The following is a 15,747-nucleotide window of genomic DNA, read 5'->3' as shown; positions in this document are numbered from 1 at the left end:
AGCAGTGGCTCAGCGTCGGGCTGGCGCTTGATCCGCCAATCCGGCGCCGACAGGATTCAGGCGCACTTGCGCCGTGGTTGAATGCGTTCCCACCGTCGGGCGCACCCGGATGCTGGACGATATTTTATCCCAGAGAGCAAGTGCAACGGATTCCGACAAGGAGGACGGAACGGGGCCATGCCGACCCTTGCCCGTGTCCATGGTGAAGGAAAGATGTGGGACCAATACATTGTCCCTTATACCGTCTACCTCCCACCAAAAACCATACGCAGTGGTCGAATTGTCTTCAGCAAATCGTTGCACGAGCTCCTCACCTGCGATTCCACCGATAGTCCGGGACGCGGCGCGGATTACCGACACGCGGTTCGTTTCAAATGTCGACCTCCATCCATGCGAGTCACGATTTCGCTCGAGCAAACCCTGTTCCGCCGGTTCGACGCCGGCTGCCACGATCAGCAGGAATTCGACGTCTGGATAACTGGGAAGGCGGGCTGCCATCATGACTTCTTCGCTCTGACTCGCGGAAAGGGGCTCTTGGATGTAAGCACGATCGATACAAAATCCTGGTGCAATCGGTATTCGATTCGTTGTGTTGGGTATCAGTCGGTCGATCAGCTTTGATAAATCGCCTACAAACTGTAGACTAAAGTTGGTCCCAGTGATATCGAAGCTGGTCCCATCAGATGTACCAACCCTTCAAGATTGATGTTTTCGTATCGGTAGCGCTCAATCTCCAATCCCTTGGCTCGCGTGCCTTCTGTTATCGTGCGACCGTGCACGAATATCTTCCCAACCAGACCAGCTTCAGTTTTAACTTCGTTTACTGTTTCCAAATTCCTGCTGCCGCCCAATCGATCTGGTATTGCCCTGAGTTGCGACGCGCGCTCAGCAGCACGAGAATGGAACGCATCGTCCGACTCATGAAAGGAATTGATGTCGAAACCATGGACTCGTGGCCGAAACAGTTCAACCTCCGCCTCCTCTGGTAGGTCAACCAATAACCTGCCAACGCACACAGTCTTCATCCGTTCTGTAATGCGAAGAACTTCAGGTTGATTGCGCATGTCCGCAACGCTCCAAGTTCCATAGAGCGTAATCATGCTTACAACCAGCGCTGCGATCCACCACAGTTTTGGAAAGGCTTTCATGTACCGCCTCGCGCATTGGTTACCATTACTGAAAGTACTCTAAAGAACGATAGAAATGGCTAACACCAGAGTCAACGGCTTTGTGTCGTACGCGACTTACCTAGACGTCAGCAGGAGATCCTTGGTCACGCGAACCCGGCGCACCGGCGTGCCGTACCAGTTGCCACACACTACGTCGTTGGATCGCCTGCGCCTTGCCAAACGGATGGCCGAACGTCGTGGAAGATATCTTGAACGTTGCAGCTGGCAAGAGCGCGCCAGCGGCGAACCAACGGGTACCGTCGAGTGCATGCGACTCCTCGCAGCGCCACCAACCCGAGGCCGGGCACTGCATACCGGTCCTGGCAACACACCCGATCGGAACTCCTGGCTGAACGCGTGACTTCGCGCTATCAATCGCATTCCCACTGCCGGTTTGCGCTGCGAGGGACGCCTGTGCCAACGGCACAGGCGATGAAATCCGATCGCGCTCGCGTTTGTCGACCAGCTTCCAGGTAGTCCGCGTACTCGCCTCATAGCTGGGCTGCAGGCCGCGCACTTTCTGCCAGAGCGATTGAGGGGGCAAGAGCAAGGCTTGTGGCAGTTTCTGACCCTTGCAGAAGTATTGGCGCTGCCCGCCAAGGACTGCGAGATTATCATTCGGCTCGCTGCACGACCACCAACCGCTCTGTGGGCAGCGTTTGCCTGCTTCTACGTAGATGCCTAGTGGAGACGCCAAAGGCGTGCTCTGGGCGACCTCAACAGGGCGAGTCAGCCGCAGACGCACACTCGATGAAATCCTGTCCCATAATCGGGTTACCGCTTCTTCGTTGAGGCTGGATTGGACCGGCTTTCCGCCTGACCGGGGATTGACACCGGTATCGAGTTCAAGAAGCAAGCGTGGAACGAAGGCGTCATCCGCGCTACCGCCAGTTTCCCAAGCAAAACTGAAGTTCGTCGAAAAATTCAGTTCGGTCGTTCTAACCGCCACCTCCTCACCAGCAAACCCGCCAATCGTCCGTACGCCTGAGCGCAATATTCGCGAACGCGCGCGCGTCAGGGCATCCGTTGCGGCCTCATCGCGTTCGATCAAGCCTGGTCCCTGATGCAGCCCAGTGTTGGTCCAGAACGCCAACGTAATGTCGGGATACCCCGGCAACGTGGCGAAGACGGTCACACTTTCGTGACGCTTGGTATCGAACGGGTCGGCGATCAATGCTCCGTCGAGACAAAAACCCGGCGCGCTGGGAAGCCCGTCTTTTGTCTGGCTGACGAGTTGCCCCATCAGGGAGATCACTACAGGAAGACGCTTTGCATCATCGCCTTCACTATGAAAGCTATGAGTCACCCCGTTCCTGTTGATATGGCCCTCGATTGTCACGGTTTCGAAATAGACGCGCTGATCGTTGCGCATCTCATATCCGCGGTATCGACTATGGACGAATACTCTTCCCAATGAACCGGGTTCGCGAATCTCCTTGCTGAGTTCGATGTTTTTCCGTCCCAGCATGTTGAGTGACGACCCGAGTTTTACTTCGCGTTCCTGGATAAACCGGGAAAACTGGCTGGCGGTCTCTTCCTGCCAAGTTACTTCAAAGCCGTCGAGATTGACCATCTTCATCGTAACCTGTGCAATCTCCGGCAAATCGATAAGCAACCGGCCTGCGCATACGGTCTTCATCTTATCGCTCATCGCTCCCGCCTTCCTTGTATCCTGACTGCTGTGGACGGACCTGACATACATGAAGCCAACCGTACCGGCAATGACGAGCGCAAGCAGCCACTTTGCGCACTTCCCGACAGCGAGCTTCATTTGATGCCTTGGACAATCTTGACAATCAAATGACGCGTCAGCAAAAGCATCGCGTCGTTTGTGAAACTGTCCTGATGCCCAAAACCACGAGCGGCAAAAGCTGCGCGTACGCCGTCGTTTGCTCCAGCGCCCGACCTGCCCGGCACCGTATCGTCACCGTGCGCATCCTGTCCCCAAACGGTGAACTTGAGTTTCAAACGGTCTTCGACAAGCACTTCGCGTGCGCCGTTAGCGGCTTGCCCTACAAGGTGAGCATTGCGTACGTTTCCTGGCGTGAGCGCAACGCCCTGGCCAGAGGGGACCCTTGCGGCCCACTGCACGGTGCCATACGAAAGCCGCTCTTCGTCGACGCCATAAAACGCATAGGTATTCGGGTGATACCAGGCTTTTGCAGCGGCGTCGCCGTTTGTGTCCGGAGGTCGTTCGAGAATCGATTGATGAAACTTTTCAGCGGTATTTACTGCTTTGTCGATTGCCTCTTTTATTCCTCCCGATTTCCCCTTATATAAACCACCAGGATCAGCAAAGTTCGGGTTGATAAGCCGGTACCACGACTGGGTGTCCCTATAGAAATCATATGGATTACCTCTCGGCAGCCCAAATATTTCCTGTTCTTTATCGGCGTTCTCGACACGGGTGAGTGTCTTTATCAGAATCCATGGTCTTGGATACAAATGGTTAGGGAGTAATTCCAAAACCCCCGGGGCGGTCGCCATGACGGCTGTCGTTTCCTCTGGTGTCACGCCTGCGATTTCTGCAAATCGACTGGCTTTGACATTATCGACCAGTCCATTCGTGTATCGCGTACTTTCAGTGCCGCACGCGATGCGTCTATAGGCAACAGGCGCGCCAAATGCGGGCATGACCCCATGGATAATGCCGGCGATATCGGACGAGCCTGATGAGTCGGCAGCGCGCATGCGTGCGCACGACCTGGCAACCAGACCGCCCATCGAGTGAGTGACAAGGATGACATGTTCGCATTCATGCTTGCGCGAACGCCAGAACGCTTTGATTTCATCGATCCTGCGGTTGAGGCGTTGGGCCGATACGGCGCACGATTCCAACCAGTTGTAGCCAACTGCATATACTGGATACTGGAAGCGCGCGAAGTTTTCCAGTTCCGATTCGGTCACCCGTTCTACAGTCCGTACGCCCCAACTCGACGGACTGCATTGCATCACCCGCTTCCAGTGGACGCGTATCTCGCGCTGTCCGCGCTTATCGATCTGGAACGTCTTATCAAGATAGGTCTGAAGCTTTTCAAGGACAATCCAGTATGAGTCAGCATGGACTTCGCCCCAGCCGCGTGAACGCAGCTCAGTCAGACTTAGTCCCGCCACTTCGTTCTCGAGTTCTCCCGCATCGTCGACTTCCAGCGCCGCAGGATTTAATATTCGTTGCCTCGTTGCTGGCGTCCGTCTCTTCCATTTCCGGGCTTCGCGCAAGCCCTCCACTGTCCCGTTCGGTGCGCGCCAGGCTGGGCCATCCGCATCTGTATCCGGCTTCTCGCCCGTTCTCGCGGCGATCGCCTGCACATCGTTCAGCTGCTTCACGTTTCGCCCGGATGACTCCGAGGCCGAAGTCCGCGCCTTTGATGGCTCCGTACGGGCACGCAGATTCGACCCCATGATCCCTGGCACGAAGATCACGGGAATGACCTTATGCGATCCCACCGTCACCTTCGCACGCATTCGGAACGATTTAGGGGTAGCGACGCTATGCGCAACCAGACTGCCATCGATATCGACCGTGGGCTGGCGAATCGGACGAGTCGGCTCGCTCATGCGAGGCTCGCACCGTTTGACTTGTCACTCTCTTCCGGTAGCAGCCGGAACTCAATGTCTCCAAGCGAATACGCCTGAAGGACATCAGTGCGGCCTTCGTCGTCGGTAATGCCTTCAATCATGGTACCGTCTTCATGACGCGCAATGTAGCGACGCCCTTTTGCAGGAAGGCCGGTCTGTCGATCAATGACAACCATTCGTTCGTCGGTTTCAAGCGAACCATGGACCAGATCCAGTCCTGCCGGCCCTGCCTCGGCAGCGCCGGCATGTGTGACAACGGCGGCCCGGACCAGATGCTCGGAGGTGCACTGCTGATTGATCGAGCCTGCGCCCCACACAGTCTGCGCCCCCTGCGCTACGACCTTGACTTCCGGCGCCTGCAAGTCGATGCCCTCTGCGGCGATCAGGCTGATACGGCCCGCCGACTTGATTTCGATATTCCCCTGGTGCGTCTGCAGCATGATGTTTCCGCGCCCCGCCACCAGTTTCACTCCCAGTGAATACGCGAACATGCTCAGGCTGCGGGCAGCCCGCAGGAACAGGTTGCGCCCGGCTGACAGTTCGGTATCGGCTACCGACACCAGATCGATCTTGCTTTGTGCACCGATGGCCACGTTGTCTTCGCTTGCCACCAGCACCCCGGCTGGCCCCGTTGCTGCAACAATCGGCGCACCGCCCGCGCCCGGCGCCACGTTCGAGCCTTCATGCCAGCGTTTGAGCTTGTCGACCAGTTCTGCCAGGCGCGGCTTGGCTTCTTCGTCTTCGTTATGGCTGATGGCCTGACGTTCCAGTTCTTCCAGCACGCCCTGCATCACTTCAGCCAACCCGACGAGACCAGCACGCTCGAGCTGCTCGTGCTCGCCCTGCTCGGCGCTGATCAGGATGCCCTGCCCTCCTCGCACCGCAACAGCTTTGTCGCTGCGTAGCTCGGCGCCCTCGCCGCGCGGCTGCCCCTGTCCGTCTTCACGGGCGCGCGCAAGCCAGCCCAAATTGAGTTCCGAATGCGCATGATCGCTGCCTATTTTCGCGCTGATCTCCCCGCACGTATCGTCGAATCGCAGCTGGTTACCACGCTGCCCACCGATCTCGCGGCTCTTCAGCCCGGACAGATAACGGTTACCCGGCAAGCCGCCATTGGCGCTGAGCGCAGGCGGTTCGCCGTTCTGGTTGAACACCTGCGACAGGATCACCGGCCGGTCCGGGTCGCCGCCGAGAAAGGCCACCAGCACCTCCGTGCCCACCCGAGGCAGCGTCAATGCGCCGAACTGCTGCTGGCTGCCCGGTCCGTTGCCGGCCCAGTTCGAGGCCACGCGGACCCAGGCCGAATCGGCCGCGCTGCCGGAGGCGCCGGCGCCGTGCGCATGCTCATGGTCTGCGGTGCGCATGCCGGGAAAGCGGATCTTCACCCGGCCCAGGCGGTCGCAATGCACTTCCTCGTTCTGGGGTCCGACCACGATCGCGCTTTGCAGCTGCGGGTGCGGCAGGTCGACGCGCGGATCGTAGGCCGGCACGATGGGTACGCTGCGCCGTACCGCCGTAAAGCGCACCCGCACCGCGCGCTCGCTTGCAGAAGCCTGCGCGGAGCCCGCCGCAGAATACGATGAAAAGCCCGCCATGGCGTGCCAGCCGTTCTGCGCCAGCAGCCGCTCTGCCAGCGCCGACAGCTCGCCCGGCAGGTTGTTGCGCGCGCTGAGCTGCACTTCGGTGATGACGAACTGCCGCTCCGCCAGCGGATGGGTGTCGATTTCCGGGTGGTCCTGCAAGGTGAAGTATTGCCCGGCGCAGAAGTCGCGCACGCTGCCTTCGCCGTGAAAACACTTGGCCTCGAATTCGTGGCGCTGCATGCGCAGCTGGCCCAGGCGCCAGCTGTCCTCGACGTCGTTGCCGGCGTGCGGGGTGTCGATCAGGTAGTCGTCGAGACTGGCGGCGAGGCCGTTGCCGTGCCCGCCCTGGTCGTGGCTAGCGCGCGCCGTGGTCGACATGAACTGCGCCGCGCCGGGATTCTTGTAGTCCCAGCTGTGGCGGGTGGCGCTGCCCGGCTGCAGGGTGCGCGCCGCGCCCCAATGGGTGATGGTGTCGCGTTCGCCGGTGACGTCGTCGCGGTGGTAGCGCACGCTGCCGGCGGCATTCTCGGGCAGGTGATTAGCGTCGGCAAACAGCACCAGCGTGTGGGCGGGGATGCGGTCGTGTAGCGGGTCGACCGAGGTGCCGCGGCTGCGCCCGGGGCGCACGGTCCAGGAAATGCCGCGCCGGCGCAGCAGGCGCCGCACGAAGGCGGTGTCGGATTCGTTGTACTGCATGGTCTGCTCGCGCGGTGGATACAGGCGCATGTCGAACAGCGGGTCGAGCTCGTATTCGAAGGCGCCGGCCAGCACCGCGTTTGCATGGCGCCATTCGTCGAACAGCACCTGCACGATCTCGAGTTCGTTCTGGTAGCGGAAGATGCGGCTGTTGACGCGCTTTTCCATCACCGACAGGGCGTCGCGCAGCACCAGCTGGTAGGTGGCCAGGGCGCCGTCGGCGTCGCCGGACCTGGCCTCGGTGACGATGCCGCAGATGCTGCGCAGTTGGCCGCGGTCGGTGACGACCTGGATTTCGGCCGGCAGCGCGATCAGTTCCTTCAGCGGCAGGGTGGCGTCGCTGGCGACGCAGGAGACGCGGTATTCGAGGCCGCCGCAGATGGCTTCGCTGCCTTCGATCCGTTGCGGCAGCAGGACGTCGTCAAGGAGTGCCTCGGCATGCGCCAGGCGCAGGCGCAGTGCACGGTGCGCGGTGCTGAGCGATCGCTCGTGCTGCAGTACGCGCAGGAACTCGCTGGCACTGTCCAATTCCGTCTCCCGTTTCGAAAACAGAATCGTCCCACGAGGGCCTGTTGGGCCCGTTGAGTCGTCTCATTGTATGCGCTCACAAAACGGTGCAACTAAACCGGGTTGTCGTTGTCGTGCCACGCGGCCTGTATGGATGGACAGTGCCGCTAGCGTCAGCGGGTAAGGAAGCCCGTGACGGCGGCCACCAGCGCGGGCGCCAGTGGCAGCGCCGGGTCGCCGTAGGATGGCAGTTGCGCGGGACCGGGCGGCACCAGTTTCAGCACGTGGTTCATGCCTTCCACGATCTCGAGCCGTGCCTGCGGACAGGCGGCCTTCAGCGCCCGCGCGTCGTCCACGTTCACCTGGATGTCGGTCGTGCCCTGGACGATCAGCACCGGCAGCGCCAGCGCGGCGATGCGCTCGGCCGGCAGGTAGCGGAACTGCGACACCAGGTAGGGCTGCACGCTGGGGCGATACAGCGCGGCCAGCATTGGCGGCACCTCGCCGGCCAGTTCGCCCTGTTCGAGCTTGCCGAGGATGCGCTCGTTCTCCCCGATCAGCGCGGGTGGCAGCTGGGCCGCCAGCTGGCGCCGCAGCACCGCCTGCAGCGGCGCACCGGGCCCCGCGATCGAGACAAAGGCGGCGGCCCCGGTCTGCTTCGCGGCGACCATGCCGATCAGCGACCCTTCGCTGTGCCCGATCACGGCCACCCTGGCAAAGCTCGGGTCGGCCTTCAGGCGTGCGATCCAGGCCGCGGCATCGTCGATATAGGTCTCGAAGCGCAGTGCCGATTCGCTCTGCATGGCCGCGGCGCTGGCGCCGATGCCGCGCTTGTCGTAGCGGACCGAGGCAACGCCCTGCTCCGCCAGGGCCTCGGCCAGCATGCGGAGGCTGTCGTTGCGGCCCGGGAGCATGGCGGAATTGCCGTCGCGGTCGGTGGGACCGGAGCCGGCGATGATCAGGGAGACCGGCACCGGCCCTTTTGCCGCGGGCAGGCGCAGGCTGCCGGCTAGCTTGCCGGTCGGGGTGTCGAGGACAATCTCCACATCGCCGGCCCGGGCGGATGCGGGCAAGGAAAGGAACAGCACCAGGAAGACGCCAACCCACAGCAGCCGCTCGATCATTCCGCCTTCCCGTATCAAGGTTCAAGAAGCCAGCAGCGCCTGCAAACGCGGTATCGCCGCCAGCGAGTTATTCCATGTGCATTCGCGCAGCGCGGCTTCGTCCATGCCGCGCAGCTGCGCCAGCGCCGCGCCGATGGCCGGCAGCTGTTCCGGACTATTTCGTCCGGGATGGATCCAGCTCGGCGAAATGTCGGGCGCATCGGTCTCCAGCACCAGCGCCTCCAGCGGCAGCTCGCTCGCCAGGCGCCGGATTTGCAGCGCGCGCGTAAACGTCATGGCGCCGCCGAAACCCAAGTGAAAGCCCAGCTTGATGTAGGTCTCGGCCTGCTGGAAGGAGCCGTTGAAGGCATGCGCGATGCCGCCCGCCGGCCGCACCTGGCGCAGGTGTTTCAGCACCTGGTCCTGGGAGCGGCGCACATGGGTCAGCACCGGCAAATCGAAATCGCGCGCGATGCGCAGCTGCTCGCGCAAGAACCGCTCCTGCTTCTCGCGCATGGCCGGCTCGCACAGCATGGGAATGAAGAAGTCGAGGCCGATCTCGCCGATGGCCACGAAACGCGGGTCGCCCATCGCGCGTTCGACAGCGGCGCGCAGCACCAGCAGATCGTCGTCGGACGCCTGCGGCACGTAGATCGGATGGATGCCCAGCGCATAGCTGGCGTTCGGTGCGTGCGCCGCGAGCTGCGCGACCGCCTCGAAGTTGCCGCGCTCGACCGCCGGGATCACGATCATCGACACCCCGGCGTCGCCCGCGCGCCGCGCGACGTCCAGCGATCCTGCGCCGAATTCGTGGGCGTCCAGGTGGCAGTGGGTGTCGATCCACATGGCGCTACCCCTCCAGCGGCTGCAACCCGTGCTCGGTCATGCGCAGTGCGCGGTCGCAGCGGCGCGCCAGTTCCATGTCGTGGGTGACGATGACGAACGAGGTGCCGAGGGTGCGCGAGAGTTCCAGCATCAGATCGAAAATCGCCATCGCCGTCGCGTGATCCAGGTTACCGGTCGGCTCGTCGGCCAGCACGCACGCCGGTTCCGTGACCAGGGCGCGCGCCAGGGCCACGCGCTGGCGTTCGCCGCCCGACAGTTCGCCGGGGCGGTGGATCACGCGCTTGCCGAGTCCCACGCGCTCGAGGATGGCCTGCGCCTTCTGCTCGGCCGTCGCACGCTTTTCGCGGCGGATCATCAGCGGCATCACGACGTTGTCGAGCGCCGAGAATTCCGGCAGCAGGTGGTGGAACTGGTAGACGAAACCGAGCGAAGAGTTGCGCAGCTCGCCGCGCCGGGTTTCGGACAGGGTGGCGAAATCCTCGCCCAGCAGGGTCACCGAGCCGGTGCTCGGCGTATCGAGGCCGCCGAGCAGGTGCAGCAGGGTCGACTTGCCCGAACCCGAAGCGCCGACGATGGCCACGCGCTCGCCGCGTTGAATAGCGAAGTCGATCTTGTCGAGCACCTGCACCTGGTAGTCGCCCTGCTTGAAGGTCTTGCCGAGGCCGCGGCAGGCCAGCACCGGCGTATTGGCGGTGTTATTCCTCATGTCACTCATAACGCAGCGCCTCCGCAGGTTTCACACGCGAGGCCGAGCGGCTCGGGTAGACCGTGGCCGCAAAGGCCAGCAGCACGGCGACGCCGCCGATCTTGAATACGTCCGGCCAGCGCAGGTCCGACGGCACGGTGCTGTTTTGGTAGATATCCTTCGACAAGAACTGCACTCCCAACAAATGTTCAATGAATGGAACGATGACGTCGATGTTCAGCGCGACGAGCACGCCGCCCACCACGCCGACCACGGCGCCGAGGATGCCGACCAGCGCGCCCTGGATCATGAAGATCTTCATGATGGAGGCTGGCGAGGCGCCCAGGGTGCGCAGGATGGCGATGTCGGCCTGCTTGTCGGTCACCGTCATCACCAAGGTCGAGACCAGGTTAAAGGCGGCCACCGTGATGATCAGGGTGAGGATGATGAACATCATCTTCTTTTCGGTCTGTACGGCGCCGAACCACACCGCGTTCAGCTTCGACCAGTCGCGCATCTCGAGATTACCCGGCATCGATTTTTCCAGCTCGGCCGCCACCTGCGGCGCCTGATGCATGTCGGCGATGCGCAGGCGCAGGCCGGCCGGCGCCGACAGGCGCTCCATCTTTTCGGCGTCGCCCAGGCTGACGAAAGCCATGCCGGCGTCGAATTCGGCATGCCCGGAGCGGAACAGGCCCGACACGGTGAAGCTGCGCATGCGCGGCAGCATGCCGGCCGGCGTGGTCTGGGCCTGCGCCAGCAGCATGGTCACCTTGTCGCCGATCTGCAGGTTCAGCGACGACGCCAGCGCGTAGCCGAGCACGATGTTGAAGCTGCCGGGTTTGAGCGACTCGAAGCTGCCCTGCACCACCGTGTTGGCCACATCCGAGATGGTGCGTTCCGCTTCCGGCAGCACGCCGCGAATCGTCGCCGGGCGCATCGCGCCCTCGCGCTGCTGCAGCAGGCCCTGGGATTCGACGAAGGGCGCGGCGGCGCGCACTGCCGGGTTCTTCAGGGCCTGTTGGGCTGCTTCGCGCCATTGCGGCATGTCGCCGCGCGGATCGAAAACCTCGATGTGGGCCAGCACCGACAGCATGCGGTCGGTCACCTGCTTCTGGAAGCCGTTCATCACCGACAGCACGATGATCAGGGCCGCCACGCCGAGCGCGATGCCGGCCACCGAGATCAGCGAAATAAAGGACAGGAAGCCGCTGTGGGCCGTGCCCTTCCCGGCGCGCGTGTAGCGCAGGCCGACCAGCCATTCGAACGGCAGTTTATGTAAAAGACTCATGAATAGTTCAAGGTAACAGGATCATTCGTAGCGCAGGGCTTCGGCCGGCTTCACGCGCGCCGCCGCCCAGCTCGGGTACAGGGTGGCGAAAAAGGCGAGCAGCACGGCCACGCCGCCGATGCTGCCGACGTCGGACCACTGCAGGTCGGACGGAATCTCGCTGATCAGGTAGATCTCTTTCGAGATGAACTGGATGCCGAGCACGCGCTCGATGGCCGGCACGATCACGTCGACGTTCAGCGCCACCGCCACGCCCAGCGTCACGCCGAGCAGGCCGCCCAGCACGCCCACCAGCGTGCCCTGCACGATGAAGATCTTCATGATCGAGCGCGGCGAGGCGCCCAGGGTGCGCAGGATGGCGATGTCGGCCTGCTTGTCCTTGACCGTCATGACCAGGGTCGAGACCAGGTTGAAGGCGGCCACGGCGATGATCAGGGTCAGGATGATGAACATCATGCGCTTTTGCGAGCCGACGGCGGCGAACCAGATGGTGTTCACCTGCGACCAGTCGCGCATGACGTAGTCCTGGTCCATGCTCCGGCGCAGTTCGGCCGCCACGCGCGGCGCCAGGTGCAGGTCGTGCAGGCGCAGGCGCAGCCCGACCGGGCCGGCCAGACCGACGGTCCCGGCTGCATCGTCGAGATGGGCGAAGCCGAGCATGGAATCGAATTCGTAGTGGCCGGCTTCAAAAATGCCGGAGACGATGAAGGTCTGGGTGCGCGGCGCGGCCGGGGCGCCCGACTCCGTGGCGCCCGACGTCCCGAGCAGCATGGTGACGCGCTCGCCCACGCCCGCGTGCAGGGCATCGGCGAGGGCCCGGCCGATGACGATGTTCATGGAGCCGGGCGTGAGCGTGTCGAGGCTGCCCTGCTTCATCTCGCGCGCTACGTCCGACACCTTGGCTTCTTCGCCTGGGAGCACGCCGCGCACCAGCACCGGCTTCATCACGCCGTCGCGCAGCAGCATGCCCTGGATTTCGACGAACGGCGCCGCGGCCGCCACCTGCGGGTTGCGCGCCGCCTCGCGCCCGACCGCGCGCCAGTCGGGCATGGCGCCGCGCACGTCGAAGATCTCGACGTGGGCCAGCACCGACAGCATGCGGTCGGTTACTTCCTTCTGGAAGCCGTTCATCACCGACAGCACCACGATCAGGGCGGCCACGCCGAGCGCGATGCCGGCCACCGAGATCATCGAGATGAAGGAGATGAAGCGATTCCGCCCGCTGCGCTTGCCGGCGCGCGTATAGCGCAGGCCGACTGCCCATTCGTACGGCAGTTTCTGGATGATGCTCATGAAATTTGTAGAGTTTGACAACTGATCTCGCAGTATGCCACGCAAAGCTCATCCATGACAGGGCGCACGCCTGTGGTAACGCTGTGGTAACGCTGTGGTAACGCTGTGGTAACTGCGTCACGCCCCTGCCGCGTAGGCGGCTCCCGGCCGGCGCCGCGCCTCGTGGAGGCAGCCGTTTTCGCCTACAATCACGGCATGTCCCAGATTACGCTTGTCCTGCCCTCCGCCCTTCCCGTCCCCGAATTCGCTCCCGACCTGGTGCGCGCCCTGCAGGCGCCCGCGCTGGCCAGCCTGCTGTCGCGCACAAGTGCGCAGCGGCGCGTGCCGGCCGACGAGTCCGTACGCGCCCTGCCTCATGAAACCTGGCTCGCGCGCGCGCTCGGCCTGCAGCAAGCCGGCCAGCCCGCCTTTGCCGGCGCCGCCATGCGCGGCTATGGCCTGGCGCCCGATGGCGGCACCTGGTTCATCGTCAACCCGGTGCATATCGAAATCGCACGCACCCACCTGATGATGGGCGACCCGCGCCACCTGGGCCTGGCCGAGAACGACAGCCGCGCCCTGTTCGATGCGGCCCGGCCCTACGTGGAAGAAGCCGGCCACGCCCTGCTCTACGGCGACGCCCAGACCTGGTTCCTGCGCGCCGACGACTGGGCCGGCCTCGACACCGCCACGCCCGACGCGGCGCTCGGCATGGACCTGACCGACTGGATGCCGCTGGGCGAGCGCGCCGCCGCCTTCCGCCGCCTGCAGAACGAGATCCAGATCCTGTGGCACACGCATCCGGTGAACGCCGCCCGCGAAGCGAGGCGCATGCCGGTGGTAAACGCCTTCTGGCCTTGGGGTGCAGCCGACAGCGGCGCCGGATCGACGGCACGCGTCAAACTGGCAAGCGCCGACACGGCCGCGTGGCTGTCCCGGCTGGCCGATACGGTTCCGTCCAACCTGGCGCAGTTTGCTTCCTCCATCGATGGCGACACCCTGCTGGTCTGCGGCAGCGCCGCCCCTTACGCGGCCGCGGCCGACTGGGGCGGCTGGGTCGCCGTCATGACCCAGCTTGAAGCCCAGCTGTTCGCCCCCATCCTGGAGAGCCTGAAGAACGGGCGCATACGCGAAGTGAAACTGGTGCTGAGCCACCGCGACGCCCTGCTCGAAGCCACCACCAACGCCATGGCGCAACGCAAGTTCTGGCGCCGCAATACCCTGGAATCCCTGCTGTGAAAACCCGTATCTCCGTCCGTCCCTGTCCTTTCCGCACCTCCGAGCTGCTGCGCCAGGGCGGCGTGCACCCTGTGCTGGCGCGCGTCTACGCGGCGCGCGGCCTGCTGGACGTGCGCGAACTGGCCAGCGAACTGGCCGCGCTGGCCCCGCCCGGCGGCCTGAAGCATATCGACAACGCCGCCGTGTTCCTGGCCGACGCGATTTCGGCAAACAAGAACATGACCATCGTCGCCGACTACGACTGCGACGGCGCCACCGCCTGCGCCGTGGCCCTGCGCGGCCTGCGCGCGATGGGCGCCCGGGTCGACTACATCGTGCCCGACCGCGTGGTGCACGGCTATGGCCTCACGCCCGAGATCGTCGAACTGGCGGTGCGCGAAAAGAACCCGGACGTCATCATCACCGTCGACAACGGCATCGCCAGCGTCGAGGGTGTGCTGGAAGCGAACCGGCGCGGCATCGAGGTCGTGGTCACCGACCACCACCTGCCGGGCGACGCCCTGCCGCCGGCGCGCGTGATCGTCAACCCGAACCAGCCCGAGTGCGGCTTCCCGAGCAAGAACCTGGCCGGCGTCGGCGTGGTCTTCTACGTGCTGCTGGCCCTGCGCGCCGAACTGCGCCGCCGCGGCGTGTTCGATGCGCAAACCCAGCCCAAGCTCGACAATTTGCTCGACCTGGTGGCCCTGGGCACGGTGGCCGACGTCGTGAAGCTCGACGCCAACAACCGCATCCTGGTCGCGCAGGGCATCAAGCGCATGCGCTCCGGGCGCATGCATGCTGGCGTGGCTGCGCTGTTCCGGGTGGCCGGGCGCGAAGCACGGAATGCCTCGCCCTTCGACCTCGGCTTTGCCGTCGGCCCGCGCCTGAATGCCGCCGGCCGCCTGGAAGACATGGCGCTCGGCATCGAGTGCCTGACCACCGACGACGAAGGCCGCGCCTGGGCGATTGCCCAGCAGCTCAACGAAATCAACCTGAAGCGGCGCGAGATCGAGGCCGACATGCAGGACACGGCGCTGCTGCACCTCGACGACTTCCAGCCCGCCGCCAGCAGCACGATCGCCGTCTTCGACGAAGGCTGGCATCAGGGCGTGATCGGGATCGTCGCTTCGCGCTTGAAGGAAAAATTCTACCGGCCGACGATTACCTTCGCACCGGGCGGCGTGGGCCTGATCAAGGGGTCCGGCCGCTCGATCCCGGGCTTTCACATGCGCGACGCGCTCGACCTGGTGTCGAAGCGCGTGCCTGGCCTGATCGACAAGTTCGGCGGCCACGCGATGGCGGCCGGGCTGACCATCAAGGCCGAGCATTTCACCACCTTCTGCGAAGCCTTCGAAGCGGTCGGGCGCGCCTGGCTCAGCGAAGCCCAGCTGGAACGCGTGGTCGAGACCGACGGGCCGCTGGAAGACGAGTTCTACTCGACCCAGTTCATCGAGCTGTGCGATGGCCAGGTGTGGGGACAAGGCTTTGCGCCGCCGGTGTTCTGCGACGAATTCCGCGTGATGAGCCAGCGGATATTGAAGGAGAAGCATCTCAAGCTGCTGCTGGAGAAGAACGGGCGGCGTTACGACGCGATCTGGTTCGGCCACACGGACGGATTGGGCGAGCGTGCGCGCGTGGCCTTCCGGCTCGATGCCAACGAGTACAACGGCGTGACCAAGGTGCAGCTGCTGGTGGAGCACGCAGAGCCGGCGTGATCGGCTTCCTGGTTTTGTAGGGTGGGCACCTGTGCCCACGCGGTTGTACCGCTGCGTTCTCGTCAGATGCCGGGCGACCGATG

12 protein-coding genes are annotated in these 15,747 nt (G+C 63.8%); 2 read left to right on the top strand and 10 right to left on the bottom strand.

The features are described from left to right. Positions 1 to 9 precede the first annotated feature (9 nt). The 10 genes from LK540_RS25385 to LK540_RS02390 form a co-directional block, all read right to left on the bottom strand. A complete protein-coding gene (locus tag LK540_RS25385) occupies positions 10 to 540 on the bottom strand; it encodes a T6SS immunity protein Tli4 family protein (protein WP_374041322.1) in 531 nt (176 codons plus the stop codon). Positions 541 to 629: 89 nt separating this feature from the next. Beyond that, entirely contained in the window at positions 630 to 1,148 is a 519-nt protein-coding gene (locus LK540_RS02430; protein ID WP_229435435.1) for a hypothetical protein, read from the bottom strand. 100 nt (positions 1,149 to 1,248) lie between these two features. Beyond that, entirely contained in the window at positions 1,249 to 2,940 is a 1,692-nt protein-coding gene (locus tag LK540_RS02425; RefSeq protein WP_229435434.1) for a T6SS immunity protein Tli4 family protein, read from the bottom strand. Beyond that, the gene (locus LK540_RS02420) at positions 2,937 to 4,727 is read right to left on the bottom strand and encodes a triacylglycerol lipase (protein WP_229435433.1); all 1,791 of its coding nucleotides are present in this window, start codon (positions 4,725 to 4,727) and stop codon (positions 2,937 to 2,939) included. Before LK540_RS02420 ends, LK540_RS02425 begins: the two co-directional genes overlap by 4 nt. Next, on the bottom strand, positions 4,724 to 7,555 hold the full coding sequence (locus tag LK540_RS02415) for a type VI secretion system Vgr family protein (protein WP_229435432.1): 2,832 nt from the start codon (positions 7,553 to 7,555) through the stop codon (positions 4,724 to 4,726). Before LK540_RS02415 ends, LK540_RS02420 begins: the two co-directional genes overlap by 4 nt. Positions 7,556 to 7,707: 152 nt before the next feature. Further along, complete coding sequence (locus tag LK540_RS02410) at positions 7,708 to 8,658, bottom strand: alpha/beta hydrolase (RefSeq protein WP_229435431.1); 951 nt, start codon at positions 8,656 to 8,658, stop codon at positions 7,708 to 7,710. Between the two features lie 21 nt (positions 8,659 to 8,679). Beyond that, positions 8,680 to 9,483, bottom strand: a complete 804-nt coding sequence (locus LK540_RS02405) for a TatD family hydrolase (RefSeq protein WP_229435430.1) — start codon at positions 9,481 to 9,483, stop codon at positions 8,680 to 8,682. A gap of 4 nt (positions 9,484 to 9,487) precedes the next feature. Continuing rightward, a complete protein-coding gene (gene lolD, locus LK540_RS02400) occupies positions 9,488 to 10,189 on the bottom strand; it encodes a lipoprotein-releasing ABC transporter ATP-binding protein LolD (protein ID WP_374041310.1) in 702 nt (233 codons plus the stop codon). Between the two features lies 1 nt (position 10,190). After that, on the bottom strand, positions 10,191 to 11,459 hold the full coding sequence (locus tag LK540_RS02395; protein WP_229435428.1) for a lipoprotein-releasing ABC transporter permease subunit: 1,269 nt from the start codon (positions 11,457 to 11,459) through the stop codon (positions 10,191 to 10,193). 21 nt (positions 11,460 to 11,480) lie between these two features. Continuing rightward, entirely contained in the window at positions 11,481 to 12,752 is a 1,272-nt protein-coding gene (locus LK540_RS02390) for a lipoprotein-releasing ABC transporter permease subunit (RefSeq protein WP_229435427.1), read from the bottom strand. A 195-nt stretch (positions 12,753 to 12,947) separates the two neighbouring features. On the opposite strand from LK540_RS02390, the gene LK540_RS02385 reads away from it, so the two are divergent. Further along, positions 12,948 to 13,970, top strand: coding sequence for a hypothetical protein (locus tag LK540_RS02385; RefSeq protein WP_229435426.1), 1,023 nt, complete (start codon positions 12,948 to 12,950; stop codon positions 13,968 to 13,970). Next, a complete protein-coding gene (gene recJ, locus LK540_RS02380; protein ID WP_229435425.1) occupies positions 13,967 to 15,664 on the top strand; it encodes a single-stranded-DNA-specific exonuclease RecJ in 1,698 nt (565 codons plus the stop codon). Before LK540_RS02385 ends, recJ begins: the two co-directional genes overlap by 4 nt. The last annotated feature ends 83 nt before the right edge of the window (positions 15,665 to 15,747 follow it).

It is taken from the genome of Massilia sp. IC2-278, from assembly GCF_020708045.1.
Classification (GTDB): Bacteria; Pseudomonadota; Gammaproteobacteria; order Burkholderiales; family Burkholderiaceae_D; genus Telluria.
Note: the sequence above shows the minus strand (reverse complement) of the source record. Positions and strands in the feature narration are given on the sequence as shown.